Annotated in this window: 17 protein-coding genes and 3 pseudogenes; 4 read left to right on the top strand and 16 right to left on the bottom strand. The window is 62.7% G+C overall.

The features are described 5' to 3' along the window. The first annotated feature begins 2 nt into the window (after window positions 1-2). The 3 genes from fliN to EHH60_RS29705 all read left to right on the top strand — a co-directional run bounded on the left by fliN (window position 3) and on the right by EHH60_RS29705 (window position 3202). Complete coding sequence (fliN, locus tag EHH60_RS29715) at window positions 3-353, top strand: flagellar motor switch protein FliN (protein WP_124162918.1); 351 nt, start codon at window positions 3-5, stop codon at window positions 351-353. A gap of 56 nt (window positions 354-409) precedes the next feature. After that, entirely contained in the window at window positions 410-1795 is a 1386-nt protein-coding gene (gene flbD, locus EHH60_RS29710) for a sigma-54-dependent transcriptional regulator FlbD (RefSeq protein WP_124162917.1), read from the top strand. Window positions 1796-2053: 258 nt separating this feature from the next. Continuing rightward, complete coding sequence (locus tag EHH60_RS29705; RefSeq protein WP_124162916.1) at window positions 2054-3202, top strand: M20 family metallopeptidase; 1149 nt, start codon at window positions 2054-2056, stop codon at window positions 3200-3202. Window positions 3203-3313: 111 nt separating this feature from the next. Here the strand turns inward: EHH60_RS29705 and EHH60_RS37740 are convergent, their stop codons facing one another. From EHH60_RS37740 to EHH60_RS37735, 14 genes and pseudogenes are all read right to left on the bottom strand, one after another. After that, complete coding sequence (locus tag EHH60_RS37740) at window positions 3314-3469, bottom strand: hypothetical protein (protein ID WP_199752170.1); 156 nt, start codon at window positions 3467-3469, stop codon at window positions 3314-3316. Window positions 3470-3565: 96 nt separating this feature from the next. Continuing rightward, window positions 3566-4147 carry a flavin reductase family protein gene (locus EHH60_RS29700; protein WP_124162915.1) on the bottom strand — a complete coding sequence of 194 codons (582 nt, stop codon included), beginning with the start codon at window positions 4145-4147 and terminating at the stop codon, window positions 3566-3568. A gap of 33 nt (window positions 4148-4180) precedes the next feature. Further along, entirely contained in the window at window positions 4181-5017 is an 837-nt protein-coding gene (locus EHH60_RS29695) for an ATP-binding cassette domain-containing protein (RefSeq protein WP_124162914.1), read from the bottom strand. Between the two features lie 20 nt (window positions 5018-5037). Continuing rightward, window positions 5038-5844, bottom strand: a pseudogene (locus tag EHH60_RS29690) (ABC transporter permease subunit). Beyond that, window positions 5841-7004 carry an FMNH2-dependent alkanesulfonate monooxygenase gene (gene ssuD, locus EHH60_RS29685; protein ID WP_124162913.1) on the bottom strand — a complete coding sequence of 388 codons (1164 nt, stop codon included), beginning with the start codon at window positions 7002-7004 and terminating at the stop codon, window positions 5841-5843. The pseudogene EHH60_RS29690 and the gene ssuD overlap by 4 nt, the downstream one beginning before the upstream one ends. 10 nt (window positions 7005-7014) lie before the next feature. Further along, on the bottom strand, window positions 7015-7161 hold the full coding sequence (locus EHH60_RS37260) for a hypothetical protein (protein WP_158626787.1): 147 nt from the start codon (window positions 7159-7161) through the stop codon (window positions 7015-7017). Next, window positions 7140-8090, bottom strand: a complete 951-nt coding sequence (locus EHH60_RS29680; protein WP_124162912.1) for a sulfonate ABC transporter substrate-binding protein — start codon at window positions 8088-8090, stop codon at window positions 7140-7142. Before EHH60_RS29680 ends, EHH60_RS37260 begins: the two co-directional genes overlap by 22 nt. Before the next feature lie 358 nt (window positions 8091-8448). Then, the gene (locus tag EHH60_RS29675; RefSeq protein ID WP_124162911.1) at window positions 8449-9615 is read right to left on the bottom strand and encodes a cytochrome P450; all 1167 of its coding nucleotides are present in this window, start codon (window positions 9613-9615) and stop codon (window positions 8449-8451) included. Window positions 9616-9705: 90 nt separating this feature from the next. Continuing rightward, on the bottom strand, window positions 9706-10569 hold the full coding sequence (locus EHH60_RS29670) for a L,D-transpeptidase (protein WP_199752179.1): 864 nt from the start codon (window positions 10567-10569) through the stop codon (window positions 9706-9708). Between the two features lie 119 nt (window positions 10570-10688). After that, entirely contained in the window at window positions 10689-11093 is a 405-nt protein-coding gene (locus tag EHH60_RS29665) for a VOC family protein (RefSeq protein ID WP_124162909.1), read from the bottom strand. 236 nt (window positions 11094-11329) lie between these two features. After that, window positions 11330-12347, bottom strand: a pseudogene (locus EHH60_RS29660) (DUF1214 domain-containing protein). A gap of 1049 nt (window positions 12348-13396) precedes the next feature. Further along, the gene (locus tag EHH60_RS29655; RefSeq protein ID WP_124162929.1) at window positions 13397-14758 is read right to left on the bottom strand and encodes a metal-dependent hydrolase family protein; all 1362 of its coding nucleotides are present in this window, start codon (window positions 14756-14758) and stop codon (window positions 13397-13399) included. Window positions 14759-14929: 171 nt separating this feature from the next. Then, complete coding sequence (locus EHH60_RS29650; RefSeq protein ID WP_349629086.1) at window positions 14930-15133, bottom strand: hypothetical protein; 204 nt, start codon at window positions 15131-15133, stop codon at window positions 14930-14932. 187 nt (window positions 15134-15320) lie between these two features. After that, complete coding sequence (locus tag EHH60_RS37735) at window positions 15321-15593, bottom strand: hypothetical protein (protein ID WP_199752181.1); 273 nt, start codon at window positions 15591-15593, stop codon at window positions 15321-15323. On the opposite strand from EHH60_RS37735, the gene EHH60_RS29640 reads away from it, so the two are divergent. Continuing rightward, window positions 15583-16518, top strand: a complete 936-nt coding sequence (locus tag EHH60_RS29640; protein WP_245454622.1) for an Lnb N-terminal periplasmic domain-containing protein — start codon at window positions 15583-15585, stop codon at window positions 16516-16518. The two genes, EHH60_RS37735 and EHH60_RS29640, sit on opposite strands and share 11 nt — an antisense overlap. Before the next feature lie 150 nt (window positions 16519-16668). Here EHH60_RS29640 and EHH60_RS29635 read toward each other — a convergent pair whose 3' ends face one another. Next, the gene (locus tag EHH60_RS29635; protein WP_199752168.1) at window positions 16669-17163 is read right to left on the bottom strand and encodes an RlpA-like double-psi beta-barrel domain-containing protein; all 495 of its coding nucleotides are present in this window, start codon (window positions 17161-17163) and stop codon (window positions 16669-16671) included. 226 nt (window positions 17164-17389) lie between these two features. Continuing rightward, window positions 17390-17527, bottom strand: a pseudogene (locus tag EHH60_RS38185) (LuxR family transcriptional regulator); the annotation flags it as partial. Window positions 17528-17614: the final 87 nt, after the last annotated feature.

The following is a 17614-nucleotide window of genomic DNA, read 5'->3' as shown; positions in this document are numbered from 1 at the left end:
CCATGAGCGACACCGACGGACAGGTCCCGTTGCCCGATCTCAACGGCCCGATGCCGCCGACCGGAGCCGACGTCGGCTACAACGAGGACGAATATGCGGCGCGTGCCGCCGCCGACCTCGAAGCGGTGTTCGACGTTCCGGTGCAGGTCTCGGCCGTGCTCGGCCGTTCGAAGATGGACGTCGGCGAGCTCCTGAAGCTCGGACCGGGCACCGTGCTCGAGCTCGACCGGCGCGTCGGCGAAGCCATCGACATCTACGTCAACAACAAGCTGGTCGCCCGCGGCGAAGTCGTCCTGGTCGAGGACAAGCTCGGCGTCACCATGACGGAAATCATCAAGGCCGAACGCGGCTAGCACAAGACGCAAGGACATGACGCGCGGCAGCGCGAACAGACGGACAGGAGACTGACATGCGGCTTCTCATCGTTGGCACATTGAAGGGCCAGCTCACCACCGCCACCAAGATCGCGATGGAGAACGGCGCCACCGTGACTCATGCCGAGGATCACGAGCAGGCGATGCGCGTGCTGCGCGGCGGCAAGGGCGCCGACCTCCTGCTGGTCGACGTCGCCCTCGACATTCGCGACCTCGTGCTGCGGCTGGAAGCCGAGCACATCCACGCGCCGATCGTCGCCTGCGGCATCACCAACGACGCCCGCGCCGCGGTCGCCGCGATCCATGCGGGAGCCAAGGAATACATCCCGCTGCCGCCGGATCCGGAGCTGATCGCCGCGGTGCTCGCCGCCGTCGCCAACGATTCCCGCGAGCTGGTCTATCGCGACGAAGCGATGGCAAAGGTGATCAAGCTCGCCCAGCAGATCGCCGGCTCCGACGCCTCGGTCATGATCACCGGGGAATCCGGCACGGGCAAGGAGGTGCTGGCCCGTTACGTCCACACCCGCTCGGCGCGCGCCAAGCGCCCGTTCATCTCCATCAACTGCGCCGCGATCCCCGAGCACCTCCTGGAATCCGAGCTGTTCGGCCACGAGAAGGGCGCCTTCACCGGCGCGGTCGCGCGCCGCATCGGCAAGTTCGAGGAGGCGACCGGCGGCACGCTGCTGCTCGACGAAATCTCGGAGATGGACGTCCGCCTGCAATCGAAACTGCTGCGCGCGATCCAGGAGCGCGTGATCGATCGCGTCGGCGGCACCAAGCCGGTGCCGGTGGACATCCGCATCATCGCGACCTCGAACCGCAATCTCGCCGAGGCTGTGCGCGAAGGCACGTTCCGCGAGGATCTGCTGTTCCGCCTCAATGTCGTCAATCTGAAGATCCCGCCGCTGCGCGAGCGCCCTGCCGACATCCTGGAGCTCGCCCAGCACTTCGTGAAGAAATATGCCGAGGGCAACGGCGTGCCGCTGCGCCCGATCTCGGCGGAAGCGCGCCGCGTGCTCTCCGCCAACCGCTGGCAGGGCAACGTCCGCGAGCTCGAAAACACCATGCATCGCGCGGTGCTGATGGCGCACGGCGACGAGATCGGACCCGACGCCATCATCACGCCGGACGGTGACCGGCTCGATCTCGCCAAGACCGCGCCGGCCGTGGCGCATGCCGCCATGGCCGCCGAGCAGGTGACTCGCGCACTCGTGGGGCGCACCGTGGCCGACGTCGAGCGCGACCTGATTCTGGAGACGTTGAAGCACTGCCTCGGCAACCGCACCCATGCCGCCAACATCCTCGGCATCTCGATCCGCACGCTGCGCAACAAGCTCAACGAATATGCCGACGGCGGCATCCCGATCCCGCCCGCGGGAACGCCGGGTGAGTATCCGCGGATGCCGATGATGGGGGCGTAGGCGGCCACGCTGGTTGAGAGAATGCAGATGCCCGGGGCTCAGTCCCGGGCATCTCGTTTGAATGCAGGCCGCCAATCGTCGTCATTGCGAGCGGAGCGAAGCAATCCAGAATCCCTCCGCGGTGACAGACTGGATTGCTTCGCTGTGCTCGCAATGACGGCGGAGAGAGCGGTCCTCGCATAACGGGAGCGCGCCACGCGACTAGGCCATCCTCGCGCCAGGCCCTATAACTCCGCCCGAAAATACGCGAGGAACCACATGTCTGAAGCTCAAATCACGGATTGGCTGGCGTCGCAGCGGCAGGCGATGATCGATCTGCTCCGCGACGTCGTGAACATCGATTCCGGGTCCTACGACAAGGAAGACGTCGATGCGGTCGGTGCGCGGTTCGAGCGGCACTTTGCCGAGCACGGCATTCCGTTCCGGCGCGAGGCCAACGCCGCCTTCGGCGACGCGATCCATGCGGAGGTTGCAAAACCCGGCAGCAACGAGAAGCCGGTGCTGTTGATGGGGCATCGCGACACCGTGTTCGGCAAGGGCGAAGCCGGGCAGCGTCCGTTCACGATCCGAGATGGCCGCGCCTATGGACCAGGTGTCGCCGACATGAAATCCGGCCTCGTCATGAACGTGTTCGTGGCGACCGCCTTCCACAAATTCGGCGGCTCGCCGCACCCGATCAAGGTATTGATCACCTCCGACGAGGAGATCGGCTCGCCCTCCTCGCGCCCGGTGATCGAACGCGAGGGACGCGCCGCGCGCGCGGTGTTCAATTCCGAGCCCGGCCGGCCCACGGGCAACGTCGTCACCGGGCGCAAGGGCGGCATCTTCATGCACATGGCCGTCACAGGCAAAGCCGCGCATTCCGGCGCCAACTTTGCTGCCGGCATCAGCGCGATCGGCGAGCTCGCGCACAAGATCGTCCATATCCATGCGCTGACCGATCTCGACAAGGGCATCACGCTGAATGTCGGCCTGGTCTCGGGCGGGCAGTCCGTCAACACCACGGCGCCTTACGCCGAGGGTCAGATCGACCTGCGTTACGTCGATCCGGCGGATCGCGCGAGGGTGATGGCCGCAATCGAGACGATCGTCGCGACGTCCTACGTGCCGGGCACGAGTGCAACGCTCACGATCAAGGGCGAGTTCGTGCCGGTGGTGCAGAGCGCGGATTCGAAGGCGCTGTTCGAAAATTATCAGGCTGCCGCAAGACAGGTCGGGCTCACCACGCTGCAGGGCGAATTCTCCGGCGGCTGCGCCGATTCCGGCTTCACCGCCGCTGTCGGCACGCCGACCATCTGCGGCCTCGGGCCGGTCGGCGGGCTCGCGCACACGCCGGAGGAATATCTCGAGCTCGACAGCATCGTGCCCCGCGCGCAGGCGCTAGCGCTGGCGATTTTGCGGGGGTAGCCCACACTCTTCCGTCATGCCCGGGCTTGACCCGGGCATCCACGTTCTCCGAAATCGCCGGTGCACGTGAATGGCCGGGTCAAGCCCGGCCATGACGAGGGCACAGTGTCGTCACGAATAACTCGGCGCGTCGGGCTTGCGGAAGATGTGGATGGGGTCGCCCGGCACGATCGGCTGGCCGCGGAACGTCGCATAGGCGTAGAGCGCGAGATAGGCGATCGCGAGCGCGCCGACGGCGTAGAACGCTAGGATCGCGATGCGCTTCATCGTTCCGCTCCTCTGCCGTCCCGGCGGGAAGGCTCAGGGCGCTTCTAGAGCGATGATGGGGAAAAGGCCAGCCTTCGGCGCCGCCACGCGCGGCGATCAAATGCCGCGCCGGCCGCGCGCGGGAAGGCTGACATCCGCGAGCCTGGCCGCGTCTTCGTCCTGATCGACCGCCACATACTGGCCGTGCCAATAGGCCAGCGCGGCGGTGCGGGCCGAGTTCCTGATATTCCTGACACGGCCGATAACGATGCCGTGCGAGTGGCGTTCGACGATCTCCTCGACCTCGCAATCGAAGGCCGAGAGCGCGCCAACCAGGAGCGGAACGCCGGAGACCGCCGTCACCCATTCGGCGCCTTTGAAACGATCGGCACCCTTCAGCCCGCCCTTGCCGGAAAAGCGCTCGGCAATATCGAGCTGGTCGGCATTGAGAATGTTCACGCCGAAGGCGCCGTGGCGCCTGATCAGCGGAAAGGACGACGCATCGCGGTTGATGCTGACCAGCAGCGTCGGCGGCTCGACCGATAGCGAGGAGACCGAGGTCACCGTCATACCCGTAATATCCTTGCCCCGCCCGGCGGTGATGACGCTGACACCGCCGGTGAGGTGGCGCATGGCGCCGCGGAAATCGGCGGACGAGACGGGGATTTCGGTCATGAGATCGCGGGGCACTACATTCATGGCATTGCTCCCCGAAGCGGGGTTCCCTCTCATTTAGGTACGATCGTCCGCCGACAAAAGGTGGCTCAGGATCGAGCCTTCAAGGCTTGCAAGCTCTGCCGAGCCACGCTGGCGCGGCCGGAGCGCGTTGACCGTGACGTCATGGGCGATGCGGCCCTCCTCGATCACCAGCACCCGGTCCGCCAGGGCGACGGCCTCGGAGACGTCGTGGGTCACCAGGATCGCGGTAAAGCCCTGGTCCCGCCAGACGCGCTCCAGGAGCCGCTGCATCGAGATGCGGGTCAAAGCGTCCAGTGCGCCGAGCGGCTCGTCGAAGGCGAGCACGCGCGGGCGCGAGACCAGCGCGCGGCCGAGCGCGACGCGCTGCTTCTGTCCGCCCGACAGCACCGAGGGCCATTGGTCGCGCTTGTCGGCGAGACTGACCTCGCTCAAGGCTTTCTCGGCACGCGCATGCGCATCGCTGGAGGCACGATCGCGGCCGAGGCCGACCTCGACATTGGCGAGCACGCGGGCCCAGGGTAAGAGCCGCGGCTCCTGGAACATCACGCGGATGTCTTCGGGCTGGACGTCACCGCCGAAGCTGATGCTGCCGGCGTCGATCCCGTCCAGGCCGGCGATCAGACGCAGCAGCGTGCTCTTGCCGCAGCCGCTTTTTCCGACAATCGCGACGAACTGGCCGGCGGGGATGTGCAGGTCGATGCCGCGCAGCACCTCGTTGTCGCAGAAGGATTTGCGCAAGCCCCGGATGCTAAGCGGCCGGCCGCCGGTGTGAACCGGACGCTCCCCATGCACGACACGAGCATGAGGGACGAAATCGGCGCGGCTGGCGAGCTCGGTCTCGGGAAGGGACGTACGAAGCGCTGTCTGCATGTGATTCCCAGTATTTTGGCTCAACGTTTCTGGAAGGCGGAGTGCCAGGAGAGCGTCAGGCGCTCCAGCACCCGGGAGGCGCTGTCGGCGAGCTTGCCGAGCAGAGCGTAGATCAGGATCGAGAGCACGACGACGTCGATCAGCATGAACTCACGCGCCTGCATCGCCATGTAGCCAAGCCCTGAGGACGCCGCGATGGTCTCGGCGACGATCAGGGTCAGCCACATGATTCCGAGCGCGAAGCGGATGCCGACGAAGATCGAGGGCAGCGCGCCAGGGAAGATGACGCGTCAGAACAATTCGCCGTCGGTCATGCCGTAGATGCGGCCCATCTCGATCAGCTGCGGATCAACGGTGCGGATGCCGTGCAGCGTGTTGAGATAGATCGGGAAGAACACGCCCAGCGCCACCAGGAACAGCTTTGCGCTCTCGTCGATGCCGAACCAGAGGATGACCAGCGGGATCAGCGCCAGATGCGGCACGTTGCGCACCATCTGCAGCGTGGTGTCGGTGAGCTTGGCCGAGAGCTGAGACAGGCCGTTGGCGAGGCCGAACGCGAAGCCGATGCCGCCGCCGATCAGGAAGCCGATCGAGGCGCGCCAGAACGAGACCCAGATGTTGCGGACGAGCTCGCCGGAGAGCAGCAGCTTCCAGCCGGCCAGCACGACGTCGCTCGGCGCCGGCAGCACGCGGGTCGGCACGAAGCCGGTCACGCTCGCGACCTGCCAGATCGCGATGATGGCGAGCGGCACGATCCACTGGATCAGGCCGTCGAGGCGCGGCAGGCGCAGGCTGCGCGGAAACGAAATGCTGTCGATCAGGCTCATGACTGCGACACCCGGTGCTGCGGACGGAGATCGCTGCCGACCGTCTCGCCGAACGGACCGCCGTTGAAATGGAGCTTCGTCACGTTGCTCGGCCGCTCCAGCGAAAGTAGCGGGAACACCAGCTCGGCGAAGCGATAGGCTTCCTCCAGATGCGGATAGCCCGACATGATGAAGGTATCGATGCCGAGATCCTGATACTCCCTGATGCGCGCCGCGACGGTCTGGGCGTCGCCGACCAGCGCGGTGCCGGCCCCGCCGCGCACGAGCCCGACGCCGGCCCACAGATTCGGCGCGATCTCGAGCTTGTCGCGCCTGCCGCCATGGAGCTGCGCCATACGCTGCTGGCCAACGGAATCCATACGGGCGAAGTTCTTCTGCGCCAGCGCGATGGTGTCGTCGTTGACATGCCTGATCAGCTCGTTCGCGGCGCGCCAAGCCTGCTCGTTGGTCTCGCGGACGATCACGTGCAGACGGATGCCGAAGGAGAGTCTTCTGCCCCGCGCGGCGGCAACCTCCCTCACCTTCGCGATCTTCTCGGCGACCTGCGCCGGCGGCTCGCCCCAGGTGAGATATTTGTCGACGGTGTCGACCGCGACGTCGATGCCGGCATCGGACGATCCGCCGAAATAGAGCGGCGGCCGCGGCGACTGCACCGGAGGAAACAGCAGCCTGCCGCCCTCGATGCGGATGTGCTTGCCTTCGACATTGACGGTCTTGCCGGCAAGCAGGTCGCTGTAGACGCCCAGGAACTCGCGGGTGACCTCGTAGCGCTCGTCATGGCCGAGGAAGACTCCGTCGCCCTTGTTCTCGACCGGATCGCCGCCGGTGACGACGTTGACGAGCAGCCGGCCGTTCGAGATGCGATCGAGCGTCGCCGTCAAGCGCGCCGCCACGCTCGGCGATTGCAGGCCGGGACGTACCGCCACGAGATAGCGCAGCCGCTCGGTGAACGGCGCCACGCTCGAGGCGACGATCCAGGAATCCTCGCAGGACCGGCCGGTCGGGATCAGCACGCCGAAATAGCCGAGCTGGTCGGCGGCCTGCGCGATCTGGCGCAGATAGTTGAAGTCGACCTCGCGTCCGCCGATGCCGGTGCCGAGATAGCGGCCGTCACCATGGGTCGGCAGGAACCAGAGGATGTTGCTTTTGGATTGGCTCATGGATGTTCCCCTAACCGTAGGTCGTGCCGACCGCCGCGGCGACGATGCCGATCGACAGCGCGATGGCCGCGATCAGACGTTGAACGATGCGTCTCATCTTCAAACCCTTTTTGATGGGCAGGCCGGTCGGCACGATCAGGCTGCCGGGTTGCGCCACACGATGTCGCGAATCACGATCGGCTTCGGGATCAGGCCGAGCCTGTGGAAGCGATCGGCGACGCCCTGCTGGGTCGCGACGATGTCGTCGGTGACGGGGCCGACCACGAACGACGAGCGGTTCGCCGCGATGGTCTGGATGTCGAGAGGAATGCCGGTCACTGCAGCGAGCGATTTCGCGACCTCGTCGCGGTGCTGCTCGGCCCATTTGGCGGTCGCGGTGGTGACCTCGACGATCTGTTGCAGGATCGCGCCGTGGTTCTTCGCAAAGTCACGATTGGCGATGTAGAACGAATTGGTCTTGGTGACCTCGCGCGCATTGATCAGGATGCGGCCGCTCTGCCTGGTCTCGCCGATCGCGAAGTAAGGATCCCAGATTGCCCAGGCCTCGATACCGCCATTGGCAAAGGCCGGGCCGGCGTCCGGCGGCGTCAGATAGACCGGCGTGATGTCGGCATAGGTAAGGCCCGCCTGCTCCAGCGTCTGCACCACGATGTTGTGGGCGCTGGAGCCCTTGGTGAAGCCGACGCGCCTGCCTTTCAATTCGGCGATGGTGCGGATCGGCGAATCCTTCGGCACCAGGATGCCCTGGCCGTTGGTGATCGGCTGGCCGGCGGCATAGACGATCGCGGCCCCGGCGGCCTGTGCGAACACCGGCGGGGAATCGCCGACCGCGCCGTAATCGACGCTGCCGACATTCATCGCCTCCATCATGGGCGGACCAGAGGAGAATTCGACCCATTTCACCTCAATGCCCTGCGGGGTGAAATGTTTTTCCAGAGCGGCCTGCTGGCGCGTGATGACCAGCACGCCGTTCTTCTGGTAACCGATACGAATCTCCTTCACCGCGCCTTGCGCGATTGCGGGCGAGGCGAAGGCAGCGGCGGCCGCTGTTCCAATCGACAGTTTCAGAAAGTCCCGACGCTGCATTCCACACTCCCGGCCGCGCGGCCGTCATTCATCTGCGTTCGGGAATGATGGTGCGGCTGATCGGAGGTGTCGAGACGTGCGGAAAAATAGCGATGCGCGCACTGTGCGCGAGGTGCAGCGCATGATTAATCTTTCAATCCGCGGAACGAATGCAGCGCGAATTTTTTCCGCACGCGAATGTGACAATCGCAACGCACGGGGGCCAAGAACCAAAGAAATGCGAAAACAACCCCATGCACAGTAGCCAAGGTCTTGTTTCGAAACGAATTTCGCTTTTAGCGAAACAAACTTGACCCGTCGGGCGACACAGTAGCAGAATGTCATCCTGCGCCAGGAGGACAGGCGGGCCCCTCGTCGCCTAGTGCTGCCACTTCACCGGCAGATTGAGCAGCCCGCGGAACGCCCAGCCGCCGATCCGGACCGGCTCGTCGTCAGCGATTTCGATCCGCGGCGCACGGGCGAACACGGTCGGCAGGGCGACATCGGCGATCATGGCGCGCGAGGCGAAGGCGCCGGCGCAGAAGTGCGGGCCGGCGCCGAAGGCGACGCTCTTGGTCGTATCTCGTCTCACGTCGAACGCATCGGCGCGCTCGAAGTGCTTCTCGTCGCGGTTGGCGGAGCCGAACATCAGGAACACGCGCTCGTCGGTTTCGAACGAGACGTCGCGGATGCTCCACGGCCTTGCGATCCGTCGCGGCGACATGCCGATCGGCGAGATCCAGCGGGCGTATTCCTCGAACGCCTGGAGCCAGGACACTTCACCGCGCAGGACCAGATCGAGCTGCTCGGGATGCGTCAGCAGCGCCCACACCGTGCCGGCGATCGCCTTGCGCGGCTCGTTCTGGCCGCCTGATATCGCGAGCTTGACGTTGGCGCGCACGCTCTCCATCGGCATGCCCGAGGCGAGCAGGATGCCGAGAATGCTCTGGTCGGGGTTCTTGCGCATCACCGGCAGGATGTCATCGATCGCGGCGTCGATGCCCGAGGTCGCCGCGTGGCAGCGCGCCTCGACCTCGGGGTCGCCGGCATAATTGGCGATGCCCTCGATCATGCCTTGCGACCACGCATCCATGTCGCGAAAGCCGATATTGGTGAGGCCCGTGATCGACTTCAGGCATTCGCCGGAGAAGGGCAGCGCGAAGTCACGCATGAAATCGATCCGGCCCGGCTCGATCGAATCGAGAATACGGTCGGCATGGGCCTGGAATTGCGCGGTCCAGTGCGCCTTCACGGTCTTCGGCGACACCGTCGGAAACATCGCGCGGCGCTCGACCTGGTGCGCCTCGCCGTCCTTGCGCATCATGTTGTGGCCCATCAGCCGGTTCATCAGGCCGCCGGGCTGATGCGAGGAGAACACGTCGATCTGCTTCTCTGAGATCGAGATGTCGTCCCGGCTCGTCAGCAGTGTCGAGCCGAGCTGCGGCACGAACGCGATCGGCGTCTCCTTCCGCATCTTCGCGAGCATCGGATAGGGATCGGTCCAGAATGTATCAGGGTCGATGTCGATGCGCGGCGCGGTGCTCAAGGCGGTCTCTCCCAGATTCTCGTTTCCAGGAGACTAGCGAAGTCCGACGCCGGCGTCTGTCCCCAACGACAGGGACGGGCTGAATTGGAACTACCGGGCCTCGGCGATCTTCGGTCCAGGTGACATCATCTGCGCGTTGGCCGCCAAGGGCCGCTTCGACGGCGATGCCGGATCCGGCAATCGGAAGGCGACGTCGGGCGGCGTTCCCGGACGACGGGCAGCGGTTGCCGGAAGCACGATCACTTTCGCTCCGACCTTCACCCGCTCGTAGAGATCCGTGACGTCCTCGTTGGTCAGCCGGATGCAGCCAGACGACACCTTCTTCCCGATCGTCGCGGGATTGTTGGTGCCGTGAATTCGATATTCGGTCTCGCCCAGGTACATCGCCCGGGCGCCGAGCGGGTTGCCGGGGCCGCCCGCCATGAACCGCGGCAGATAGGGCTGACGCGAGACCATCTCCGCAGGCGGATGCCAATCCGGCCATTCGGCCTTGCGGGCCACGGTCTGCTCACCGGACCATGTGAAACCTTCGCGGCCAACACCGATGCCATAGCGCATCGCCTGCCTGTCGTTCAGGACGAAATAGAGGAAAGTGTTTCCGGTATCGATGATGACGGTACCCGGCGCCTGGCGGCTCGTGTAGTCAACCACCTGGCGGACCAATGCTCCGGGAGCATCAGCGTCGGCCCTTGGCGGTTCGACCAGGGGCGCCGGGGCTGGAATCGGCGCCGGAGCGGGAGCGGGCGCCGATGCATGAACTGGAGTTGCCACGTAGACCGGAGTTGACGATGCCATGGCCTGGTGCGCGGACGGCTTTCGCACCGGTTGCACGCTCGCCGGGCGAGACAGCAAACCGTAACCCAATGCGGCGACGGCCACTGCGCCAATTGCAACTCTCGCGACCACTGGGAGTGCGAGCGTCTCCGCCTTTCCACGTTTGGTTCGCTTGCTCACGTCTCTCCCCAGGTCACCATGCCCAAGAGAGGTACCCAGCAAAATTTAAGAAACTTCCAAGCGATTTCGCTCAGACCGGAACCGCTGGCTGTGGTTAACGCCGAACGGCGGAGCGTACCTTATGATCGGATTGGCTGCCCGATTCCCAGCACGTTGCCTTCACTGTCGCGGAACCAAGCGCCTCTCTCACCGATCCCCTTGCTGGGATAATTCCCGTTAATCTCCGCGATCCCATCAACGGTCTTCAGACCTGGCAGGTCATACTCCTCGAACTCAACTCCCCGGGCACGAAGCTCGCGCACGGTCGTCTCGATGTCCTCGACTTCCCAGGCCATCTGCGTGTGCGTGCCGGATTGCATTCCAGCCGAGACGAAGATCGCAAACTCACCGCCCGCACAGACGTAGCGGAGCCCACCCTCACGCTGTTCGACCGGATCAAGCCCAAGTTTTTCCGAATAGAACGCCCGCGCCCGATTCAGGTCCCGGGCAGGAAGCCTGGTTGCCGCCTTGGCGTTTATGAGCATGCCCTCTCTCCTCCCAAGTTTCAGGCGCGGTCGTCTCGATATACATTGGTACTGGAGATCGAAGACACTACCTGGTTCGATAGAAGTATCCGCTTTTGCTCACAACAATGGCCGTAGTGGGTCCCAAAGGCCGTCTTTGTCCGCTCGCATCGCCTGTTCGGGTCAGCTACAGGAAGCGGACCTTGCGGCGCTTTGGGCCAAGGTCAGGCACGGGCCAGTAGCAGACGCTCGTTGATTCAGTTTACCGGCTGCGCCTCAGGAAACTTCCAATTGCCGCTGAGAATTTCTTCCCGAGGCCGATACATTCGCACCGTGTAGTTCCAACCGTCCATAATTGGCAAACAATTTGCGATCCTGCCGTCACAGCCGCCGAATTGGACCGTGACGGAGCCATCAGCATTCTTTTTGGCAGTGATGTTGTTCACCGAGTAGGCGTCATAGGAATTCTTCTCGAAGAAGCCCTTCGCATTGTAGAGGCTGATAGACCAGAACGCATCTACTGGAACGTTCTTAGGAACGACTAATTTGTAAATCGTCTTACCGTCGTTCTTGAGCGGGTTGAAACTCGCATAGCTCGCGTCCTTGTCGGGATTTCCGCCCCAACCGGCTGCTGTTCCGATCAAATGCTTAACCGGATCGACTTGCCTCTTCTTCCAAATGCACGAGCAAAGCTCGGAGAGTGCTTCGCCAGAGCGAGCAAGGCATCTCGCACCTCTTTCAAGCTGGCTTCGTCCCAATTGGGAAGCTCGAGCTTGCCGGGTCTCTCTGGTTTACTTTAATCGCATCCTGCAATTTGTGCACAGCATCGACATCCTTGGGATCAGTTGGATCAATCAAGGTGCGGATCGCTACAACTGCATATCGAGTGCCTATATTTTCTTTGGTAAGTGTATGCGGCTTTGCGTCGTAAATCACCATGGGGACATAGTGGTCTTCGTCGATGACCATCAGCGACATGAATCGCTTTCCGGCGTCCGGCAGCGTGATCGTCACTGGCCCAGTGGCAAGATCGAACGCTGCGAACGAATAAAGAGTATCCCGGTTCATACGGATGACCGTTTGGTTATCTATCGCAGTCGCCTCGCGATTGTGATGTAATTTGCCGATCCCACCTGCCTCTTTTGTGTTGGTGGTAAGATAATGATCAGTTTCCGCCCTTGGGAAATTGTCGACCGTAACCGGAATAGCATTCTGCGCACTTGCGACGGATGCGAACGTGAGCGTCGATGAGATAGCGATAGCCGACCTCTTCATTCCACAACTCCACAAATTAAGCGTCAGGTTGCAGAGACTACACGGGGAGGAGAGTCGGTCAACGCATTTGGGACATCCCTCTCATGGCCGCTTCGGGTCAGAAGGGCCGATTTGACCAGCGCTCCAGCGCTTCCGGTTTACCCCGCTGCGGACAACTCGCCGCTATTCCCTGACGGAAGCGATGGGCCAGCAGCGGACTCTTTGGTCATGCAATCTGAGGCATTCCGCTAACAATCATTTAGTTGTTTTAAGATGATCTAAGTTGCGAGATACAACTGCAGTTGGTGGCCCGTGGGATCTCTGGACAAGTTTTCCTACGCGGGGGTTATCGCGGCCCTTGGGGCCTTTGGCTTCTTCTTGGGAAATCTCGTTCTCAATTTTGGACTTTTGCCGTTGATCGTCGCTCCGATCATTGGAGCGGGATTGGGCTGGTTCTGTGGCGTTTGGGTTCTCAAGGAGTGGCGTCTTCCTGCGAGCGCAACCATAGCCGAGATGAAGTCGGCAATGAGGCGAGACGGCGCTCTCAAGTGACCACCAAGCCGCACCGAGAGCTTCTAATGGGCACGTTCTTTACCGACGAGCAGATGCAGGACGCGATTGCAGCGTTAGAGGACCACACTCTCGGTATCTGGGAGATGATGAAGAAGGTGGCCTTGCCCCCGACGCCCCTCACGATGAGGGACAAAAAATGGAGCAGGCAGCTATCGTGCGCGTGCTTACCGTCGTTTTGCCCAAAGTGCCCTTTGTGGCGCAAGCTATGGACCCAATCGAGGCAAGGGCACGCTTGAGTATTGACTTGGGCGATGCTGTGCGCGCTGCTGCCCCATTCTCGAAGGGCGGCTATTAGATCAACGCGGCGTCCGCTTAGGGTCAAAATGCGAAGAACTCCCCATGCAAGTCCAGTCCGCCATGCCTCACTAAGCGGACCTCAACGAGGTGCGCCGCCACTTCGCTGAGGGACCACGAGCCGAGTTGCCCGGCATGGGTTCGTACTTAGCTTCGGGATCGTGCGCGACCTTGTCAATCGAACAGGGCGATGACGTTGCTAGCTAACGGGCAAGCGCATCCTTGTAGATAATTCCATCCTTCATGATGATCTTGAGATTGTTGGCGGGGTCGGCAAGAAGGCCGATATTGTCCAGCGGATTTCCGTCGACGAGCAGCAGATCCGCGAGTGCGCCCTGCTCCACGACGCCGAGTTTGCCGGGATAGGGATTCCGCTTGCCCGACAGCGCCAGCAATTCGGCGTTTGTCGATGTCGCCATGGTCAGCGCCTCGGCGGGCGTGTACCAGCGAGCGAGCGAGGCCAGGATGGCCCCCTGTTGGCGCGCCAGCGCTGCAGAGAACAGGACGTCGGTGCCCCACGCCGTCTTGATCTTGTACTTCCTCGCCAACTCGTAGGATCTGGCTATGCCGGGCCAGACCTCATCCGCCTTGGCTCGCTGGATGGAGCCTACGGGAAAGCCCAGCCTCAGATCCTCGGGGAGAGGCTGTATGCTCAGCCAAACACCCTTCTCCGCCATCAGTTGCGCTGTTGCGTCGTCCATCAGGAAGCCGTGTTCGATACACTTCACCCCGGCCGCAATGGCTCCCCGAATCGCAGCAGCCGTAAAGGCATGCGCAGCGACATACGTGCCCCAATTCTCAGCCGCTTCAACGGCGGCGCGTATTTCGGGTTCGGTGAACGTGGTCACGTCGATCGGGCTGAAAGGCGACGACACTCCGCCGCCGGCCGTCAACTTGACCTGGGAAGCGCCTTGCATGAGCTGCTCGCGGACACGGACGCGGACCTCGTCGGGGCTGTCCGCAATCATTGCCCCACCGGTCTGTTCCATGCGGGTGAGCATGCCGCCGATCGTCCGCGGCAGGTCGGTAAGCTGGCGGAAGTCCCCATGCCCGCTCGTGACCGTAATGACCGCGCCGGACGGATAAATGCGCGGGCCCTTGATGATACCTTCGTCGATGGCGCTTTTGAGCCCGAACACCGGCCCGCCCACATCTCGAACGCTGGTAAAGCCGCGCATGAGAGTGTGCGTGGCCTCGTCGCCAGCGACAAGATTGACGTAGCCGACGTCGCCGAACGACTGTGCCGGCGTGACCCGGATCAACATCGCATGCCAATGGTTGTCGATGAGGCCGGGCATCAGTGTGCGCCCGCCGCCTTCGACAATGCGAATGTCCGCCCGGCTATCCACCGCTATAGGCTGTAGCGAGATTGATTCTATCTTGTTGCCGCGCACCAGAACGTTGGAGGAGGCGGACAGCGTGGCGCTCTTGCCATCGAAGATGCGGACGTTCTGAAAGAGCGTGGCCGGGCCACCTGCCTGAAACGCTTGCTGCGCCAGGCTCGCTCCATCGATCCAGGTCGAGAGCACCACCGCGATCGACAACGATCGGCATGTTCCGCTCATCGACGGTCGAATCCGCAGCGCGCTGTACAATTCATTCAGGAGAGTTCCTGACATCACCGCGCCCGGCCCCTTTCGTTGCGTATCGGCTGCGTTCGGTCGAAGCGGCCAGACCTTCGCGATGGCGATGCTGTGCATGGCTCTCGCGGCGACAGACCGATCTCGCGACCTCGGTCAGAGCGGATCGCCCTGGTTGCGCCTCATGATCTTGAGAACCAGGAAGATCGCGCCAGCAACAAGGAAGGCAACACCGATCGCGGTGAATCCGCTGGACTCGCTGCTCAAGCCGATCGCCGTCATCAGCAAACCGAAGAGCAGGAGAAGCATACCCGCGAGCTTCTTGATCAGGAGCATTGGTCTTTCAACTGCGATCGCCACCAGCGCACTCCCTTTTATCGACTCGTTTCCGCTATGCCGTTCTCGCCGCCGGCCGCCATGCATAGGTCAGCCAGGCTATGCCGTGGGAGATCAGGTCGATGCCGAGCACAAATCCAAGCACCCAAAGGCCTGTCATTGGGACTCCACTGAGGACAACGAGGAATTCCGAATGCGCCGGACAGCAGCATCATCCGAGTGGCGCGCAGCCCTGCCAACGCGCGGTAAAGAACGAGGCCATCGCTTCCAGCTCGCGAAGAGCTACTGTAGCGTGTAAACATTCGCAATGAAACGACAGGTGAACTGACACAACGGAGCTGTCGAAAGGCATCGCCAAAGCTTGCGGCAGGAGCAGCCAGGTGATTTCAGTCCGTAAATTCGTATCGATGTTGGTCAGCTGGCCGAGAAAGCCAATTGGCTTTCTCATTCGGATCATGCTCGTCACATGGGCCGTGCTGGCCATCTATTATTCGAACTTGCCTTGGGGCGGGCTGCGCACGGTTGCGGCCGGAGCGTTTGCGGGCTTTGCAATCTGGGCGCTCTGGCGTTCGCGCCAACGGCGGATGTCCGTTCTCTTCCTCGTCATGTTTCTCGGTGTCGTCGCATGGTGGATCTCGATCCCTCCATCGCACGACCGCCATTGGCGACCGGAAGTCGCGGTGATGCCGCGGGCGGTCATCGACGGCGACCGCGTGCACCTGACCGGTGTCCGTAATTTCGACTACCGGAGTCGAAGCGACTTCACGGTGCGGTACGAGGAGCGCGAGGTGTCGTTGTCGCACTTGATGGCCCTCGATTTCTACGTTTCCTACTTCACCGAGGGGCCGGTCGGACACACGTTCGTGAGTTTTGTCTTCGATAATGCGCCACCACTGGCCATCTCCATCGAGACGCGTCCCGAGGTTGGCGAAGGCTTCGCGCCCGTCGCCTCCTTGTTCAAGCAATTCGAGCTGATCTACGTCGTGGGTGAAGAGCGTGACGTTGTGGGCGTACGCACCAACCATCGCCACGAGCCGGTGTACCTGTATCGCCTCAATACATCGGCTGACGACGCGCGCCGGCTGCTGATGATCTATTTGACGCGCATCAACGAACTCGCCGATCAGCCGGAGTTCTACCATCTGTTGACGAACAGCTGCACGATCAACATCGTGCGCTATGCAAATGCGGCGGGCCGGCGGGGGCGCTTCGACATTCGACACCTATTCAACGGACTGATCGACAGCTACCTCTACCACTCCGGCCGGATAGAGACGACGCTGCCGTTTGATGAACTGAGGCGGGCGTCCTTGATCAACGAAGCCGCACAGGCGGCCGATGGCGCAGCCGATTTCTCACAGCGGATTCGCTTGTCCTTGCCGACAATGATGCCACCCGAACCGCAGTGAGCAGATAGGGCAGATGCAAGGCAACCACTTCATCTCTTCACGTCTTGCTTCGGGTCACAGACGATCTCCGGCGACAAGCGCTTGGCAGGTCTGCTTCGGGTCCAGCAACGGAAGTCGCCAACGCAGGTGTAATTCAATCGCGAGCGATGTTCAGCCCACCGGCCCCGTTGTCCAGTAGTCCCCTGAAAGCGGGCTAACTCGCACGTCATCGATGACTCCGAGTTCAAGGCTCGGATCGAAATGGCGCATCGTGCGCTCGTTGAAGTCGATGATGCGGCCGGGCCTGAGCGGTCCGACGTCATTGATCTTGACGATGACCTTCTTGCCGACGGCCTCGACGAGGGCATATTTCGGCCTCGCACCGAATTGGACCCCGCCGAATTTCCGGCGCAGGCTCGTCTTGATGGCAGCCGACCAGACAGAGGGATCATAACGCTCGCCGGAGGCTGTCTTCGGACCGCCCTCCTCCTTGCCCGGCTTGAACGGATTGTACATGGATGCAGCGCCAACGACCGCATCACCGGAGGCGGCATCGACGACGGCACTTGAGTGAACTCCACGCGTTTCACTTCGCGCAACGGCAACAGAAACGGCAAGCGCAACCAGGGCGCCGCAAAGTGCGGCGCTCGAGCGGAACAGCATCATAACTCCTGTGATTTTCCGATCCGGTTCCCGGAACCGCAAACAGGGCAAGCGAACGCGAAAGCGTCCATGAAGCTTGCGCTGATGTTTTGCGGACTCGAGCCAACCTTGGCTTGGAACCGTTGTGCGAACCGGGGAGGTTCCCACGCAGTGTTTTTAAGTTGTCACCGACTAAGACAGAGATTGCGTCAGCAACATGACTTAACGGACCCGATCCGACTGATCAGCGGGCCGCACCGAGAGCGCCGCCGATCGGGATATTCGCCGGCATCGAGCAGACAGGTTGCGGCGCCCGCCCGGCTCAGCGCAAATACCATGCAATGGCCGACCCGACCTGCCGACGTAGCGAGTCGATCACGACGTTTGGACGCCGGAGCCGCGAGGAACGATCGCATCACACCCGCTTTATTCTCCACATCTTTGGAGCTTGATCAGCGGTTTGCGCCGTCCTGGC

The organism is Bradyrhizobium sp. RP6 (assembly GCF_003837805.1).
Classification (GTDB): Bacteria; Pseudomonadota; Alphaproteobacteria; order Rhizobiales; family Xanthobacteraceae; genus Bradyrhizobium.
The sequence above is the reverse complement of the archived record's forward strand: the minus strand, read 5'-3'. Positions and strand labels throughout refer to the sequence as shown.